Raw genomic sequence first — 17,534 nt, 5'->3', positions numbered from 1 at the left:
GGAGACGGAATATGACGGGCGTGAACCGATCTGGGAGATCGCGGACTGAAAAGAGAGTCGGCAGGACGGGGGAGGCGAGCAGTTCGCGCTCGCAATCAAGTCTTGCGCCTGGGGCAGGCAGCCAGTCGTTCGATACCGTCGTGGAGCAGATGCGCTCTGTGGAGATAAATAGAAGGACGCCCGCCGTGCCAATGGAGCGCGGTGCCGATGACGCCCTGCACGACAGGCCGTCCGGCCCCTCCGTTGGTATACACGGAACCCTGGACGCTGCGCGGCATGCCGCCGCCGCGCCACGTGCAGCCGGTCCGCGGCGGCGCAGTGTTCCGTCAATGTTGGAGGGTGAAACCCTGGCCCCGGTCGCCAGCCAGCCGCCAACTTCGGGTGTGGCAGCGCCCATTTGCTTGTCAGGCGACGAAATCAAGGAAAAGCGACGAATGGACAGTCTGCTTACGCTAGTGGGCATGCGCTTTAACGCGGCCAGGCAAGACCCGGGCGATGAAAAGCTGCTCGATCAGGTCATCAATGCAGGCTCAGCAGCTCTGCACCACTACAAGAGCCTATCCCCGGCTTTGGCGCGGACCATTGTGGACGACAACCAGTTGATTACCTGCCGCTACCTCGTGTGGGATGCGGTGCAAGAATATAGCCGCCTTGCCGAACCGACTATCCACAAATTGCAAAAAAAAAAAGCTGAGGAAGAAGCGATCGGGCTGACTCAATCCACGGCTACCCCGGAGAGTGTGGTGGAGGCGCATGCGGCCTGCGTGAAATGGTGGGAAAAGAAGGTAGGGCACTGCGAACGGGGGCGAGCCGCCTGGCGCGCCACTGCCAGCTTGCCAAGTGCAACAGCCAAGATGCGGCAGGAAGAAGAGGCCACGCTGCGGCTGGCAACCGGCTCGGTAATGCATAGCAAGCTCGTGTATCTGCAATCTCGGATCGATCTCGCGCGGGCGAAGATTGAGCCGCAGGCGAGCACGTTCGACGCACCCGTCAGGGAAATCCTCATGGTTGAGAATGGGCGAGTGCGTCTGCTGGAAGCCTTCAGCGGGGACGTTTTACCGGCATTCCTTTCGACACAGAACGCTGTTCTGAGCAGCGGTGGGCACCCACTCGACGCAGATCACTGCGCCGTTTTGGAAGGAGTCATCGAGCGGCTTTCGGAGTTTGCGTCCGAGTTGCAAGTCATCCGGACCAACCTAAACGATCACCAAACAAGTGCCGACCTCCCATTGGAACTGTTGAGCCAGATCGTGGAAGGCGCGTGGATCGTCGGGCACGAGGTCATGCACTTGCTGGAACTGCAGCCGAAGCCGCCAGCCGTTGCACTGCCGCCCGACGCTGGCGCTGCGATACCAGCCGAAACTGCCGGCAAGTCTCGAGTGGCCAAAGGCACTCTGGCACTGCAGCCGAAGGCGCCAGCGCTCATTGCCTCGCCGGCCGACGCTGGCGCTACGATACAGATCGACACTGTCGGCAAGTCTCCAGTGGCCAAAGGCACTCTGGCACTGCAGCCGAACTGGCCAGCGAACATAGCACCACCAGCCGATATGGGCGCTGGAATACCGGCCGACACTGCCGGCAAGGCTGCGGTGGCAGGCGCCGCAGCGCGTAGGAAGCGGAAAGGCAAGGGCAAGCCGGCCGTTGGCGCCGGGAGTTCAGCCCCCGGGCGGGCGTCGCAAGTCGCTGCCGTCGACAGCGACACGGCGCCAGCAGACAAGGTTCTAGTGCTCTCGGATATGGGTACGAAGCTTGTGAGCGCGGAGGAGGCGCGTGCGAGTGCGTCGGCGGGCGCACAGTCGGCAAAGCAGGCGCCGCCGTCCATGGAAGCACTGACGCAAGAGCGCCAGGTGAAACCCGAGGACGCCCGCTACGTCGCGGAAACCGTGGTCGAGCGCCTGCAGACGCAGCCCGCCGAGATGCGGGCCTGTCCGGCCGCGTTGGATGAGCCTCGTCGACCAGGCCTGCTTGCGCCTGCACAGGTGCCCGAAGTGCAAGACAAAACAGTCCGGCTCAAAGGAATGTTGAACCAGGCGCAGGAACTGGCCAAAGCTCTGAACTCGCAATCAAGTCATGCCCCTGGGCAATCCAGCCAATCGTCCGATGCCGGCGTGGAGCGGACGCACTCTGGGCCCCAAGATAGAATGTCCTATGCTCGCGTCGTGCGAGGGGCCGACGAAGCCCTTGGCGACAAATCTGCCGATTACTCCATAGCTCCCCGCGGAGCCCTTGCAGGTTCGCGAGGCGCAACCAGTGGGCCGCGGCATGGTTCTCCCCAAGGTCGGCACGGCGAAGCGATGGGTAGGCAAGAAAGCTCTTTGCGTTTAGAGAGGTCCTGGCTCGGCGATCAAGAACCGAGTAGGTCGCAACCGGACACGCTCGCACGCCATGACCAAAGCCAGTCCAGGCCGGTTGCAGGACCGGAACGGCGGCGTTTCGACCATGTAGCTGCACAGAGCTTCGACGATGCACTACTTAATGACGCTTTGCACAAAATTTTCTTCGCACACGACATCAATGAATTCTCATACGCTGTGGTGGAGAACGACAAGAGGCTGCAGAGTCAGGCGCATCGGGCAACATTCCTACGAAAGGCCGCTTCCGAGTTCACCCGTCACTTTGTTCCAAGATGGGAGGACGATGTCCGCGCCGGCAATACCTGGGGGTTCGCCACCTCATGCAACGCGACGAGCCGGGAGCCTGGAGGTCAGGCAGGCATGGAAGCTTGCAGGGCCATGGCAGCTCAGGTGTCGAGGCTCGGCAGGGCGCTGAACGATGTCGAAAGCAAAACGCTTTCGCTGTTCGTATTGTCGTTCAGTCGACATCCCCGATTGGCGGAATGTCGCAATGGAATGATCACAATCGCCAAGCTGTTTCATGAGCAACCCGGAGCGCTGTCGGAGCTCAACGGTCAAAGTCTCGCTCTGCTGGTCAACGGATTCAGCAAGTGGCCGGAACAGGAGAACGCTCGTAAGGCCACGGTAGCAGTTGCCGCCGAGATTCGCCGCCGCCCTGCCGGGCTCTCTGATTTTGATCCGCAGAACCTGGGTAACGTTGTGAACGGGTTGAGCAAGTGGCCGCTAGAGGAGGAGTGTTGCGGCGTTATCGATGCAATCGCCGGGAAGGTCTGTGGCCGCGCCGGTGAAAAAGCCGGCCTGTCTGGGTTTAATTCGCAGGCATTCGCAAACCTGGTGAACGGGTTCAGCAAGGCGCGGGAACCGGGGAACTCACATCAGGCGACCATTGTCATAGCCGATGCGGTCTGTCGCCTCGCCGATGAAATTGTCATAGCCGATTCGATCGGTCGCCTCGCCGATGAAAAAGCCGGCCGGACTGGGTGGTATCCGCAGGCGTTGGCGAATTTGGTGAACGGCTTCAGCAAGTGGCCTTTGGACTGCCGCGGCGCTATAGTTGCGATCGCGCGTCAGGTCGCTGGCGGGGCCGGCAAGCTGCCTGTGTTTGATGCGCAGGCATTGGCGAACCTGGTGAACGGGTTCAGCAAGTGGCCAGAGGACTGCCGCGGCGCTACAATTGCAATCGCCGCTGAAGTCTGTCGCCTCGCGGACCTCCCAAAGGCCGGGCTTTCTGGTTTCGATCCGCAGCACCTGGCGAACCTGGTGAACGGCTTCAGCAAATTGCAAGCGGCGGAGTGCTCACGCGCCACCGTTGCAATCGCCGGTGAAGTCTGTCACCGCGCCGGCCGCCGCAAGGGGCTTTCTGATTTTGATGTGCAGCACCTGGCGAACCTGGTGAAGGGCTTCAGCAAGTGGCCGCAAGAGGTGAATTTGGGTTACGCCACCAATGTGGTCGCCGGCGAGGTGCTTCGCTGCGCCGAGCCACTCTCTGAATTTCTTCCGCTGCACCTGGCGAGCCTAGTGAACGGCTTCAGCAAGTGGCCGCGATGGGAAAACTCACATCAAGCCACAGTTGCGATCGCCGGTGAGGTCCGTCACCGCGCCGACCAGCTGTCTGGGTTCGAACCGCAGGAGCTGGCAAACCTGGTGAACGGTTTCAGCAAATGGCCCGAGGACTGCCGTGGCGCCATCGTTGCGATCGCCCGGGCGGTGCCTCGCCGCGCCGGCCGGCTGTCGGGATTTAATGGGCAGGATCTGGCGAACCTGGTGAACGGTTTCAGCAAGTGGCCTTTGGACTGCCGCGAGGCCATGGTTGCGATCGCCCGGGCGGTGCCTCGCCGCGCCGGCCGGCTGTCGGGATTCAATGGGCAGGATCTGGCGAACCTGGTAAACGGCTTCAGTAAATGGCCGCAAGAGGAGAACTCACGTCAGGCCACCGTTGCGATCGCTGGTGAGGTGCTTCGCAGCACAAACCCGCCCCCTGACTTTAGCTCGCAGTACCTCGCGAACCTGGTGAACGGCTTCAGCAAATGGCCGGAAGAGGAGGCCTTACGTCAAGCCGCCGCGGCGATTGCTGGTGAGGTGATTCGCAGCGCTAACCGGCTCCCTGATTTTACCTCGCAGCACCTGGCGAACCTGGTGAACGGCTTTAGCAAGTGGCCGCAGGAGGAGAAATCACGTCAGGCCACCGCGGCGATCGCCGGTGAGGTGCTTCGCGGTGCCGAGCGACTCTCCGGGGTTAATCCGCAGCAACTGGCAAATCTGCTCAACGGCTTCGACAGGTTTGCGGAAGAAGAGGCGTGCAGCCAGGCGATTTTGGAGATCGCGCGCAGACTCGGCCAGGCGGGTCAACCATTCCGTCATTTTGCCGCGCCCGGGCTCTCCAGTATCGCCAACAGTTTGGCGCGGGGGATCCTCAGGAGCGAGGACGCCGGAGAGATTGCAGAGGCCGCTCTGCTGAAAGATCGGCTGCACAAACTGGCTCATTATCTTCATTATGCCAGTGATCGTCTGGAGGAGGCCGACGCGGTGGGCGTCACGAGCATCTTGAAGGCGTTGGCCAAGGCTCAATTGTATGATGATCTCGGTTCGCTCGCAGGAGCAGGTTTAAATCGGCTCGCGGAATTGCATCGTGCCCCTGGCTTTGCCCATGAGAATAACCTCGAAACCATGGGCAATCTGTGCGCCGCTCTGCTGCCGCTGGCTCGCAGTCCGCGCAAGCAGCTGCTTTGGCACCGGCGGCCGGCTCTGAACTTGCTGAACGATATTCAACCGATCGTGGAGCACAAGATCGAAGCCCATCTCAGGGCAAGCGATGCCGAGCGGGCCCGCGGGCCGTACTCGACCCGTTGTCTGGCCCTGTCGATTTATCAAGTGCTCAAGGCCCGTGCGAGCCTGGCAGGGTTGCTGCGGCGGCCCTATGTCGAGGGCAACAAGCCCGATTTGCGTGCGAGGCGCGACGAGCTGCAGTCCAAGACCAAGGAAATCCTGGACAGCACGCGCGAGCTCGTCGAACGCGACCTTTCCAACATGAGCTGGAACCTGATCGCGCAGATCGAAGCGGAGGGTCCGACCGATGCGCTGGACACGTTCATGGCGCAGAACGCCGCGACGGTGCAGGCCCAAAATCGAGCGTCCGTCTTCGACGTCCATCAGACTTTGCGAGCCATGGACCACGAGCCCAGACCGCCCCAGGGCGAGGCGGGGCTGATGCGATTGCCGGTGGTCGACATGCAGGGCCGGCAACTGGCCACGGAGGCCGAGACACGCTATTCGATCTTTCATCGCCTGACCTCGGGGGCGGTGAAGATGGTCGCGGTGCAACTGCCCGGAAAGCCGAGCCCGTTCATGCTGGCGCGCACGTTGACCGTCGAGGGCGTGCCATACCGCATGGACCTGTTCGGCGGCAGCAAGTTAAAGCCGCCGCCGAAGACGCTTTCGCAGGTCGCCGCCCGCATTCCAGGTCGGGTGGAGGCAGCATCTTCCGGCGGAAAGCTGCTGGCCATTCCCTATGCCGAAACCGCACCGGGCACTGCGTTCGAGCAGCTATCGCGCTCTTGGGCGCCTTTCAAAGAGGCATATTACTACACTCAGCGCAGGGGGTTTGCAGCGCCACCGAATTTACAAGGTCTGGGGCCTCGCGACTACGCGTTGGAAGGCGCCTTCAAATTGTCGCTGCTGCCGGACCGCCCTGCCAACCAGGAACGTCCCTTCAAGCTGATTGGGCCGGAAGGCCCGATCGCCTTGCGACCGTATGACGGCTGCGGTTTCATCAAGGCCTCGCTGGCCACGCGTATGCCAGCTGTTCGCCGGACCGGTCGGCAGGAAGGACCTGATCGGGTTCCTGCTTTTGGTGAGGGAAGGAGATCGTCCTTGCCTGCCTCGGCGCTGCAACATTATCCGCGCAGCGAGCAAGTGGCCGATGAGGCGCACGAGAAGGCCAAGACCTGGCTCGAGAGCAGAGAGGGGAAAGAGCTGACGGCCGAGGAGCTGTTTCGAACGGTGACTGTCGGACATATCGACGGTCCTGGCGCAGTCGCGGTACCGTCCGCTGATAAGTGTCTCCATGTGCCGACGCTCAAGAGCGAGACGTTGACGGGCAAAAGCGGTGTGCTGATCGGGCGGTCGCCTTACGACAAGCCCAACCTGCGCCCATTTTCCGCCGATCTGGTCAAGTCAGCAGTTGATGGGGACCCGACGGCAGCGTTCCTCGACACCTGCGTTGCTATCCAATACAGCTTTAATGTCGCCCAGAAGTCGGGGGAGGAACTCGCGGCCGACGATCCGACTTTCTTTGCCAAAGGCATCCTGATCGTCGTGCCGGACGAGATGTGGCCGGCCGCCCACGCCGACCGAGGGCTGGTTTTGTCTGCCGAGGACGTCAAGTCCCATTCGCACTGGACGACAGGCAAGGACCGCGTCAAGGAGGACACGCCGCTCGACTGCCTCGGCATCCTGCAGGCCACCGAGGTGTTCGCTCCGGGCTCCTTGGTTGCCGTCCCGACCGGTGAACAGAAAAAGCTTGACGGCGACTTCGATGGCGACACCGTCATCATCATCGGCGACCGGCCGCAGCTTTATGAGCATGTGCGCGAGTTCGATGAAAAGGAGCAAGCTCTCGGACTTCCATCGCTGAAGCCGCCAAAGTCGCATACTCCGGCGCTTGACGGCGACAAGTACCAGTTTGGTCGCGCCAGCCAGATTCTCGCCGCCACCCAGGATGTCCTGGAAACCTATAGCGGTCTGCAGCGAAACTTCCTGGCTCAATCCCATGAAGCGCGAGGCTGGTTTGCCGAGCGTGCCATCTTTGGCACCTACGAAGGCGTTCACCACGAGCTTCGGCGAGACATCGGTCAGTTGTTGGGCCGCGAAGAGGAGGTGAGTGGCCAGGATATCGAGACCGTGTTTGCGAGAGCGCGGCGCGAGATCGAGGTCGCCCGGCATCCGGTTGCTCGCGAAATGGCCGCGCTGCTGGTCGCCGACCTTGAGGCGTGGGCACAGAAGCCGGAACGCCTGCCCGAAACAGTCGGGCCCGTGAACGATGCAAAAAGCACGACGCTGAGCGCAGCAGTCTCAGAGTTGTTGCCGGATCTGGCGGATGCCTATCCGGTAACAAATCAGCCACGAGACCGCATCCGGGCTTTGATCGACAACTATCCTGCGCGGATCGATCCTCGCCCGGACGGTTACAACCCGGATGACCTCGTGCAAAGCGCAAACAATCTCCTGAGCCTCGGCATCAAGGTCGGCACCGATGCCTACAAATCCAACACTGGCGCTCGGCTTTTTTCCAGGAAAAGCCAAGATCTTCAGCGGCTGCTGCATACGACGCCTGGCTTGAGGTCCGTGCCCTACGTCAAGGGCCTGGCAGCGTCTCTCAACCATGGAAGGTTTGATGTCGATGCAGCCTTGAAGGACCTGGAGGACAACCCCACGCTGACGGCTTCAGTCATGGAAACATCGATCAATCTCGCTGCGGAGCACGGCATTTTGCGCAGACCCTCCGGCCTTCGGCCCACCGCCGAAGCTGCCGAGATGATCCCGCTGACCCCCGAGGAGGCCTCAGAGCGCGCCCGAATTGAGGTTGCGCGCGCTACAAAAGAGGAGGGGAAAATCACCGCAGCGGCACTCAGCGTCGCCGCAAGCCTCAGGAAAATGGAGATCCAGGTGAAAATGCCTCATCTGGAGCGCCGGTTGAGATCGGAACGCTCCATAAGAGAGCAGCTCACCGGCACGAGCATCTCGTCCGGCAGCACTCCACAGCTGATCAGCAGCGCCGTACGCCACGTCTTCGAAATTCCTGACAACGATTTTACACGTGCCTTCAAGGCAGCCATTCTGGCCTTCGAGGAGCAGCACTACACCGAAATCGAGGTGACCAACTGGTTCAAATTCGAGCGTCCGAGTTATCTCGGCATACACACTGTGCTCGCCACCACAGAAGGCTACCGTTTCCAGGTGGAATTCCATACGCCAGCCAGCTACAGCGCCAAAGTTGACAATCACGACGCCTATAAAGAGATGCAGGAGCTGAAGCGCCGTGATGCTTTGCAGAAGGCAGAGAAACTCGAGCAGAAGGTAAGAGAAGGCAATAAGGCAGTTGACAGACCCGATAACGTGCTCAGCATAGCACACTGGAGGGATGGTAAGGATAGTGCTGCTGCAGCACCTGGATTGCGAGCTGTCGGACGATCAACAGAGTCGGAGATCGCCAAGTCACCGGAGGCAAAGGAGACTGTCGCTGCCCTCGGCCATCGGCCGGTCGTGCTTGTCGGTATGCCGAGCGCCGGGAAAACCACGATTGGCGCGCCACTCGCCAAGCGACTGGGGCTGCGCTTCATCGATACCGACCAAGAAATTCAGAAGCAGACCGGGAAATCGATAACGCAGATATTCAATACAAATGGCGAGGGCTATTTTAGGAAGCTTGAGGCGGAGGCAATCGCGCGTGTGCTCGAGCAAGGGCCCGCGGTCATCGCGACCGGTGGCGGCTCGTTGAACGATGAGCAGACCCGGCGACTCATCGCCGACAAAGCGGTCTCGATCTGGATAAATACCGACCCGCGGGTGCTACGACGCCGCCTCAGGAACGATACCACCCGCCCGCTGCTGCGGGGCTCCGACCGGGATCAGACGGTTCCCCAACTCATGGACGAGCGCAAGCCGTTCTATGAACAAGCTAACGTCAGGTTTGTCCCACCCCGCAAAAACGATAAACAGAACGCGGGCCCATGTCTGAAGGCCCTGCACGCATACCTGTGCCCCACGGGGGCCGACGCTCAGTCGCTTTCTAATATATCCCACGGCACTGTAAAGTTATCAGCGGATTGATGCAGCGATAGCTGGCCGGGACGGCTGTCACGCTGCGGCGAGACACGCGATTTTGTTCCAGATTTGCATGGCGGCGTTACGCAGGTCTCGATGTTGAGCCGATGACAGCGTATTGCGGGGAAAGTGGAACAGGTTGGCAATCGGATCATGGATGGAAACGAACCGCTGAAGCTGGCGTGCCGACTTGAAGCGTTTCATGGTCCTTTCGCGTCGTCGGGTCGGCTGGTGCGAATTTTCCGCTCGATTATTGAGGCCTTTGTGCGACCGGTGTTCGACACCGGGCATGAGGTCGCGCCTGGCGGCATCATAGGACCGGAGCTTGTCGGTGATCATGACTCGTGGTGTCCGCCCTTGAGCCTTCAGCAACTTGCGCATCAGACGCTTTGCCGCCTTGGCATTTCGGCGGCTTTGCACCAGCACTTCGAGGACGAAGCCGTCCTGATCGACGGCACGCCAGAGCCACTGCTTCTTGCCATTGATGGCCACCACACATTCGTCGAGATGCCATTTGTCGCCCAGGCAGCCGGCTGACCGTCGCTTGATCTCCCGGGCGAAATGCCGCCCGAATTTCTCCGCCCAGCTTCGAATGGTCTGATGCGTGACGATGATGCCGCGGGCCGCCAACATGTCCATGCGCAGGCTGAGCGGAAAGCGAAAGTAGAGCCATACCGCGTGCGCAATGATCTCGGCGGGAAAGCGGTGGCAACGATAAAGCGGATCACGAGCAACTTCTGACATGGCCCATGTTCGCACATCTTCATCAGCCGTCGGTTAACTTTACGGTGCCGGCCGGACTATTCCGATGTCGTTCTGGCCGGCCCAGATTGACTGTGGCCATACTGTTGCTCGACCTCCTCCCAAGTGAGGACCTTGGAAAGAATGGGAAGCATTTGGCAATTCAGCGCGCAGGCCTGGCAGCGCCAGCTTCTGCCAGGCGATCGCCCTCAGGCGTGGCGGCAGGTTGAACCCGAGCAGGCGGCAAAAGGGACGCCGAGGGCGCTCTGGCCATGGCTGCCGACATATAAGCGCTGGATCTCCACGTTGGTGTAATGTCGCAGCAAGACCTTGGTCATCGCCGCGACCTCCGAAGACGAACAGCGCTTGAGCTGCGAGAAAATGCAGGTCGAGCCCTTTTCGACATGCCAGTAGATCATCACGCGCGACCGCCATAGCGGACATGCCATTCCGTCATCAGGTTGCCGTCCCAAGCGCCGAACTTCTTGGGCCGTGCCGGCTTCGCCCCAGATGGCGGTGTTGCGGATCGCCTGTGTTGCATTGGCAACGAGCCCGCAAGCCGCCTCGAGCGCGCCCGGAGCAAGCACGTGACCCCTGAGCCAACCAGGAGCCCTCCTATGGCTCAATACGGTCAGGTCGCCTGCCATCATTCCACGACAGGACAACTAATAAAGAAGGTGTCGCCGGTCTGGCGTCTGACCACCGTATACTATCCGACACTGTTTTGTCGCCTTTGTTGGGTCCGCGACACCGGGCTATTTCATCGAGCTCTTGTCTGCCTCAGGCTAATCCCCTGAAAAGCAATCACAATGTTTTTCTTCTGCTGGGTCGGCCAAATTGGCACGAGTTTTGAGACTCCTTCGTTGGGAGCCGGGAGCCGACGACCGATCTTCATTTCGTGGATGACACCGCGATCGATGGAACGAAGAAAGAAAAGCATAATGTCAAATCCGCATCAGATAGCATCCTATGGCAAGGGGGCCTTGGCGAAACCGCCCGTACCCAAACAGGCTGCCAACCTTGTCGACGCTTGCGCAGGAAATCTTGATGGCCGGCTGCGACTCAAGGGCCCACCACACTCGCCTTAATCCTGAACTCGAAGGCGCAGGATAAAGTTCTGCATCTCGCCGCGCGGTATGCCTAGACAGTTACACGTTGGCCGATCTTGACATCGAGTCGGGCTACTCCCCGGACGACGTCTACGTGCCGTCGTAATCATTCGCTGCCCGCAGCGCCTTCCGCCCTTCCATCGCTTAGAGAGTGAAGTGCCACCATGTCCGAACAACCCTTGCCGACGCTGCCGATGTGGCGCGTCGATCACATCGAGCCCTCGCCTGAGATGTTGGCGCTACGCGCCAACGGTCCGATCCACCACGTACGCTTCCCGTCCGGGCACGAAGGCTGGTGGGTGACAGGCTACGACGAGGCCAAGGCGGCGCTGTCCGACGCGGCGTTCCGGCCCGCGGGAATGCCGCCGGCGGCATTCACCCCGGATTCGGTGATTCTCGGTTCGCCGGGGTGGCTTGTCTCGCACGAGGGGGGCGAGCATGCCCGGTTACGCACGATCGTGGCGCCGGCCTTCAGCAACCGCAGGGTGAAGGTGCTCGCGCAGCAGGTCGAGGCGATCGCCGCGCAGTTGTTCGAGACGCTGGCGGCCCAGCCCCAGCCCGCCGACCTGAGGCGCCACCTCTCCTTTCCGCTGCCGGCCATGGTCATCAGCGCGCTGATGGGCGTGCTCTACGAGGATCACGCCTTTTTCGCCGGGCTGTCCGACGAAGTGATGACGCACCAGCATGAAAGCGGCCCGCGCAGCGCGTCGCGCCTGGCCTGGGAAGAACTGCGCGCCTACATTCGCGGCAAGATGTGGGACAAGCGCCAGGATCCGGGCGACAACCTGCTGACGGATCTGCTCGCGGCGGTCGAGCAGGGCAATGCGACCGAGGAAGAGGCGATCGGCCTGGCGGCGGGCATGCTGGTGGCGGGGCACGAGAGCACCGTCGCGCAGATCGAATTCGGCCTGCTGGCCATGTTCCGCCATCCGCAACAGCGCGAACGCCTAGTCGGCGATCCATCCCTGGTGGACAAGGCGGTGGAGGAAATCCTGCGCATGTACCCGCCGGGCGCGGGCTGGGACGGCATCATGCGCTATCCGAGGACCGACGTGACTATCGCGGGCGTGCATATTCCCGCGGAGAGCAAGGTGCTGGTCGGCCTGCCGGCGACGTCGTTCGATCCGCGCCATTTCGACGACCCGGAAATCTTCGACATCGGACGCGACGAAAATCCGCACCTGACGTTTTCGCACGGGCCGCACTACTGCATCGGCATGGCGCTGGCCAGGCTGGAACTCAAGGTGGTGGTCGGCTCGATCTTCCAGCGCTTTCCCGCGCTGCGCCTGGCCGTGGCGCCCGAAGAACTGAAGTTGCGCAAGGAGATCATCACTGGCGGGTTCGAGGAGTTCCCGGTGCTCTGGTGACGCGCGGACGCCGCCCGGAATCGCGATCTACTCCGCAATTTGCCGGCGCGCCCAGCGCGCGCCGGTCAGATCAGCCAGCCAACAGGTAACCAAGATGGACGTGCAAGAAACCACGGCAGCATGCCGGGACGCCTTCGCCGAACTTGCGTCGCCAGCGTGTATCCAAGACCCGTATACGTTCATGCGGTGGTTGCGCGAGCACGATCCGGTGCATCGTGCGGCGTCGGGCCTCTTTCTGTTGAGCCGCCACGCCGACATCTACTGGGCGCTCAAGGCCACGGGCGATGTGTTTCGGGGACCGGCGCCGGGCGAACTGGCGCGCTATTTCCCGCGTGCGGAGACCAGCCTGTCACTCAATCTCCTCGCGTCCACGCTAGCGATGAAGGAACCACCGACGCATACGCGTCTGCGCCGGCTGATCTCGCGCGATTTCACCATACGCCAGATCGACAACCTGCGGCCGAGCATCGCACGCATCGTCGCAGCGCGCCTGGACGGCATGGCGCCCGCGCTGGAGCGCGGGGAGGCGGTGGACCTGCATTGGGAATTCGCGCTGGCTGTGCCCATTCTGGTCTTCGCCGAACTGTTCGGCATGCCCCAGGATGACATGTTCGGGCTCGCCGCCGGCATCGGCGCCATTCTGGAAGGCCTGAGCCCACACGCCAGCGATCCCCAGCTCGCCGAGGCGGACGCGGCCAGCGCCAGGGTGCAGGCCTACTTCGGCGACCTCATACAGCGCAAGCGCACCGATCCCCGCAACGACATCGTGTCGATGGTGGTCGGCGCACACGACGACGATGCCGACACGCTGTCGGATGCGGAGTTGATCAGCATGCTGTGGGGCATGCTGCTGGGCGGCTTCGCCACCACTGCTGCGACCATCGACCATGCGGTCCTAGCGATGCTGGCGTATCCCGAACAGCGGCACTGGCTGCAGGGAGACGCCGTGGGGGTGAAGGCATTCGTCGAAGAAGTCCTGCGCTGCGACGCGCCTGCCATGTTCAGCTCCATCCCGCGTATCGCCCAGCGCGACATCGAACTGGGCGGCGTGGTGATCCCGAAGAACGCGGACGTGCGCGTGCTGATCGCGGCCGGCAATCGCGACCCGGACGCCTTCTCCGATCCCGACCGCTTCGATCCCGCGCGGTTCTACGGCACCACTCCTGGCATGTCGACCGACGGGAAGATCATGCTGAGCTTTGGCCACGGCATCCACTTCTGCCTCGGTGCGCAACTGGCCCGGGTGCAGTTGGCCGAGAGCCTGCCGCGGATCGAGGCGCGCTTCCCCACGCTGGCATTGGCCGAGCAGCCGACCCGGGAGCCATCCGCGTTCCTCAGGACGTTCCGCGCGCTGCCGGTGCGACTGCATGCTCAGGGGGGCTGAGATGCGCGTCGTGATCGATCAGGATCTATGCGGAACCACCGGGCAGTGTGTGCTGACGCTGCCGGGCACCTTTCGCCAGCGCGAACCGGACGGCGTGGCGGAAGTGTGCGTGGCGACGGTCCCGCAGGCGCTGCACGCCGCCGCGCGGCTCGCGGCCAGCCAGTGTCCGGTCGCCGCCATTCGGGTCATCGAAAGCGACGCTGGCGAGCGCGCCAGCGCCGACCCTGCGCCTTCTCCGGCGCAGGCTGAGCGGCATGCCGCGAAAGACCAACGCAACCCAGGAGGACGGTTTGAAGGCAAGGTGGCCGTGGTGACCGGCGCCGGCGCCGGCATCGGCAAGGCATGCGCCCTCGCCATCGCACGCGAGGGCGGCAGAGTGGTGGTGGCCGACATTGATGGCTCGGCGGCCGTCGCCTGCACCGCGCAGATCGCGGCCGAAGCGGGCCACGCGCTGGCCCTGGCCATGGACATCGCCGATGCGCAGGCGGTGGCAGCGCTGTTCGAGACGGCGGAGCGGCACTTCGGTGGGGTCGACCTGCTGGTGAACAACGCGAGCGCCATGCATCTGACACCGCGCGACCGCACGATCCTCGACCTGGACCTGGCGGTCTGGGATCAGACCATGGCGACCAATCTGCGCGGCACGCTGCTCTGCTGCCGGCAGGCCATCCCACGAATGATCGCCCGCGGCGGTGGCGCGATCGTCAACATGTCGTCGTGCCAGGGGCTCAGCGGTGACACCGCGCAGACGTCCTACGCCGCGTCGAAGGCGGCGATGAACATGCTGTCGGCCTCGCTCGCCACCCAGTACGGTCATGCGCAGATCCGCTGCAACGCGGTTGCGCCGGGTCTCATCATGACCGAGCGTCTCCTCGCCAAGCTGGACGAGTGCATGCAACGGCATCTGAGCCGGCACCAACTCCTGCAGCGCGTCGGCCGCCCCGAGGACGTGGCCGCGCTGGTGGCGTTCCTGCTCTCCGACGATGCTGCGTTCATCACCGGCCAGGTCCTGTGCATCGACGGCGGCATGCTGGCGCATGTGCCGACGTACGCCGACGGTGGCAACAGCCGCGCCGCGCGGCCTGCCGGCGACACCGCCAAAGCGGCCGCGGGGCCGCGCTGCTGATGGACATGCTGCTCAACCCGCTGGACCGTCGGCACCGGCTGCGGGACGACATCCCGGTCGTGCCCGGCGCTTTCCCCCTGGTCGGACATCTTCCCGCCATCGTATGCGACCTGCCGCGCCTGCTGCGGCGCGCGGAACGGACGTTGGGCAGCCACTTCTGGCTGGATTTCGGCCCTGCCGGACACCTGATGACCTGCGTGGATCCGGATGCGTTTGCACTGCTCCGGCACAAGGACGTGTCCTCGGCGCTGATCGAAGAGATCGCGCCCGAATTGCTTGGCGGAACGTTGGTCGCCCAGGACGGCGGCGCGCACCGGCAGGCGCGCGACGCGATCAAGGCGGCGTTCCTGCCCAAGGGGCTGACCCAAGCCGGCATCGGCAACCTGTTCGCGCCCGTCATCCAGGCGCGGGTGCAGGCGTGGCGCGACCGCGGCGACGTAACCATCCTGCGCGAAACCGGCGACCTGATGCTCAAGCTCATCTTCAGCCTCATGGGAATCCCAGCGCAGGACCTGCCGGGATGGCATCGCAAATACCGGCAACTGCTGCAGTTGATCGTCGCGCCCCCGGTCGACCTGCCTGGACTGCCCTTGCGGCGCGGCCGCGCCGCCCGCGACTGGATCGACGCGCAGTTGCGCCAGTTCGTCCGCGACGCGCGCGCACATGCCGCGCGCACTGGGTTGATCAATGACATGGTGAGCTCCTTCGATCGCGGCGACGATGCGCTCTCCGACGACGTCCTGGTCGCCAATATCCGCCTGCTGCTGCTTGCCGGTCACGACACCACCGCCTCGACGATGGCCTGGATGGTGATCGAGCTGGCGCGGCAGCCTGGGCTATGGGACGCCCTGGTCGAGGAGGCGCAACGCGTGGGCGCGGTGCCGACCCGGCACGCGGACCTGGCGCAGTGTCCGGTCGCCGAGGCGCTGTTCCGCGAGACGCTGCGCGTGCATCCGGCGACCACGCTCCTGCCGCGTCGCGCGCTGCAGGAATTGCAACTCGGCCAACGGCGCATTCCTGCGGGCACCCCTCTGTGCATCCCGCTGCTGCATTTCTCGACCTCTGCGCTGCTGCACGAGGCGCCTGATCAGTTCCGCCTGGCACGGTGGCTGCAACGCACGGAGCCGATCCGGCCGGTGGACATGCTGCAGTTCGGTACCGGCCCACACGTCTGCATCGGTTACCACCTTGTATGGCTGGAAATGGTGCAGTTCTGCATCGCCTTGGCACTGACCATGCACAAGGCCGGGGTGCGGCCGCGGTTGCTGAGCGCCGTCGAAAAAGGTCGGCGCTATTTCCCGACCGCACATCCGTCCATGAAAATCCGCATCGGATTCTCATGAGCTGGCATCGCATGCCCCGTGTGGCGAGGCAGCTACTCGGCGCGCGCGCTCGGTGCGACCCCGCCAACACCGCGGCGGCTCGGACGCTCGCCGTGGCCGTGCCAGATACAAGGACATGAACGACATGCAGACCGATTCCACGCTACACGACGACGCGCAGGCGCGCGGCGCATCCGGCAGGCTGCCGTCGGAGATCTGGATGCAGGACGGCGTAAGGCGGGTCGAACAGGCGCTGGCGCGTCTTCTCTGCGCCGAAGACGACGGTGAGACCGAGCTGATGGCGGCGATGCGCTACGCCACCTTGCATGGCGGAAAGCGCACCCGCGCCTTGCTCTGTCTGGCTACCGGCGCACTGGCCGACACGCCGGCGCCCATGCTCGACGATGTCGGCGCCGCCATCGAGATGATGCACGCCTGTACCCTGGTCCACGACGACCTGCCCGCAATGGACGATGACGTGCTTCGCCGCGGCCTTCCGACCGTGCACGTCAAGTTCGGCGAAGCCACTGCGATCCTGGTCGGCGATGCGCTGCAGGCGCACGCCTTCCTGACCCTGGCGAGCCTGGATGCGCCGAGCGACAACCGTATCGCGCTCGTGCGCGAACTGGCGCAGGCGGTGTCCGCCGAGGGTGCCGCAGGCGGGCAGGCCATGGATCTGTCGCTGGTAGGAAAGCACGTCGAGCTGGACAGGATCGTGGCGATGCACCGGATGAAGAGCGGAGCACTAGTGCGCGCGTCCGTTCGCATGGGCGCGCTATGCGCCATCGCGGAGGATGCCGCCCACGCTGCGCTGTACTGTGCGCTCGATCGCTACTCCGCCTGTTTCGGCCTGGCGTTGCAGGTGGTCGACGACATTCTCGACGCGACAGCGGATACCGCGACGTTGGGCAAGACCCCCGGCAAGGACGCGGCGGCGCAGAAGCCGACCTGTGCGTCGATCATGGGGCTGCAGGCAGCGCGCCAGTTGGCGCTGGATCTGTTGCGCGACGCCGGGGAGGCCATCCCCCCGCTGGGAACGCGTGCGGAACGGTTGGCGCAGATGCTGCAACGGGCCAACGCGTATCTGTTCAAGCACGCGCCATGCGCATGAGCGCGCCCGTCCGCATGGAGTCGCCCCTGTGCCGCTGCGATCGATCGGCCGGCGTGAGCGGTGCATGCTGCACTGTGTCCAAGTCGGCGGCGGCGATCGCAGCGGTTGCCCAGCACAGCCGCGGCTCACGCGGCGCGCTGCGCGCAAGCCTATGCGGCGGACCGGCCCCAGCATGGGGCGCGTCGCCGCGCCGGAGCA

Annotated in this window: 8 protein-coding genes and 1 pseudogene; 7 read left to right on the top strand and 2 right to left on the bottom strand. The window is 63.5% G+C overall.

Features of this window, described 5'->3' with window-relative positions; all coding sequences use genetic code 11:
- Positions 1–11: 11 nt before the first annotated feature.
- Positions 12–9,182: a shikimate kinase gene (locus JG743_RS29840; protein ID WP_010913990.1), complete on the top strand. Its 9,171-nt coding sequence runs from the start codon at positions 12–14 to the stop codon at positions 9,180–9,182.
- A 27-nt stretch (positions 9,183–9,209) separates the two neighbouring features.
- Here the strand turns inward: JG743_RS29840 and JG743_RS29835 are convergent, their stop codons facing one another.
- On the bottom strand, positions 9,210–9,920 hold the full coding sequence (locus JG743_RS29835; RefSeq protein ID WP_202295920.1) for an IS6 family transposase: 711 nt from the start codon (positions 9,918–9,920) through the stop codon (positions 9,210–9,212).
- 206 nt (positions 9,921–10,126) lie between these two features.
- Positions 10,127–10,564, bottom strand: a complete 438-nt coding sequence (locus tag JG743_RS29830; RefSeq protein WP_202379377.1) for a Tn3 family transposase — start codon at positions 10,562–10,564, stop codon at positions 10,127–10,129.
- A gap of 626 nt (positions 10,565–11,190) precedes the next feature.
- On the opposite strand from JG743_RS29830, the gene JG743_RS29825 reads away from it, so the two are divergent.
- The 6 genes and pseudogenes from JG743_RS29825 to JG743_RS29805 all read left to right on the top strand — a co-directional run bounded on the left by JG743_RS29825 (position 11,191) and on the right by JG743_RS29805 (position 17,336).
- Positions 11,191–12,393 (top strand): cytochrome P450, encoded by a 1,203-nt coding sequence (locus JG743_RS29825; protein ID WP_010913992.1) that lies wholly within the window; start codon positions 11,191–11,193, stop codon positions 12,391–12,393.
- A gap of 94 nt (positions 12,394–12,487) precedes the next feature.
- Positions 12,488–13,777 (top strand): cytochrome P450, encoded by a 1,290-nt coding sequence (locus JG743_RS29820; RefSeq protein WP_010913993.1) that lies wholly within the window; start codon positions 12,488–12,490, stop codon positions 13,775–13,777.
- Between the two features lies 1 nt (position 13,778).
- Positions 13,779–14,060: pseudogene (locus tag JG743_RS34715) on the top strand (ferredoxin); the annotation flags it as partial.
- 18 nt (positions 14,061–14,078) lie between these two features.
- The gene (locus JG743_RS29815) at positions 14,079–14,903 is read left to right on the top strand and encodes an SDR family oxidoreductase (protein WP_027033417.1); all 825 of its coding nucleotides are present in this window, start codon (positions 14,079–14,081) and stop codon (positions 14,901–14,903) included.
- A complete protein-coding gene (locus JG743_RS29810; protein ID WP_006329090.1) occupies positions 14,903–16,246 on the top strand; it encodes a cytochrome P450 in 1,344 nt (447 codons plus the stop codon). The genes JG743_RS29815 and JG743_RS29810 overlap by 1 nt, the downstream gene beginning before the upstream one ends.
- Before the next feature lie 124 nt (positions 16,247–16,370).
- Positions 16,371–17,336 carry a polyprenyl synthetase family protein gene (locus tag JG743_RS29805; protein WP_010913995.1) on the top strand — a complete coding sequence of 322 codons (966 nt, stop codon included), beginning with the start codon at positions 16,371–16,373 and terminating at the stop codon, positions 17,334–17,336.
- Positions 17,337–17,534: the final 198 nt, after the last annotated feature.

Source organism: Mesorhizobium sp. 131-2-1 (assembly GCF_016756535.1).
Classification (GTDB): Bacteria; Pseudomonadota; Alphaproteobacteria; order Rhizobiales; family Rhizobiaceae; genus Mesorhizobium.
The sequence above is the reverse complement of the archived record's forward strand: the minus strand, read 5'-3'. Positions and strand labels throughout refer to the sequence as shown.

Bases quoted from the DNA above. Each gene is read 5' to 3' on its own strand.
- JG743_RS29840 (WP_010913990.1), top strand. From the start codon at position 12: ATGACGGGCGTGAACCGATCTGGGAGATCGCGGACTGAAAAGAGAGTC.
- JG743_RS29835 (WP_202295920.1), bottom strand. From the start codon at position 9,920: ATGTCAGAAGTTGCTCGTGATCCGCTTTATCGTTGCCACCGCTTTCCC.
- JG743_RS29830 (WP_202379377.1), bottom strand. From the start codon at position 10,564: ATGGCAGGCGACCTGACCGTATTGAGCCATAGGAGGGCTCCTGGTTGG.
- JG743_RS29825 (WP_010913992.1), top strand. From the start codon at position 11,191: ATGTCCGAACAACCCTTGCCGACGCTGCCGATGTGGCGCGTCGATCAC.
- JG743_RS29820 (WP_010913993.1), top strand. From the start codon at position 12,488: ATGGACGTGCAAGAAACCACGGCAGCATGCCGGGACGCCTTCGCCGAA.
- JG743_RS29810 (WP_006329090.1), top strand. From the start codon at position 14,903: ATGGACATGCTGCTCAACCCGCTGGACCGTCGGCACCGGCTGCGGGAC.
- JG743_RS29805 (WP_010913995.1), top strand. From the start codon at position 16,371: ATGCAGACCGATTCCACGCTACACGACGACGCGCAGGCGCGCGGCGCA.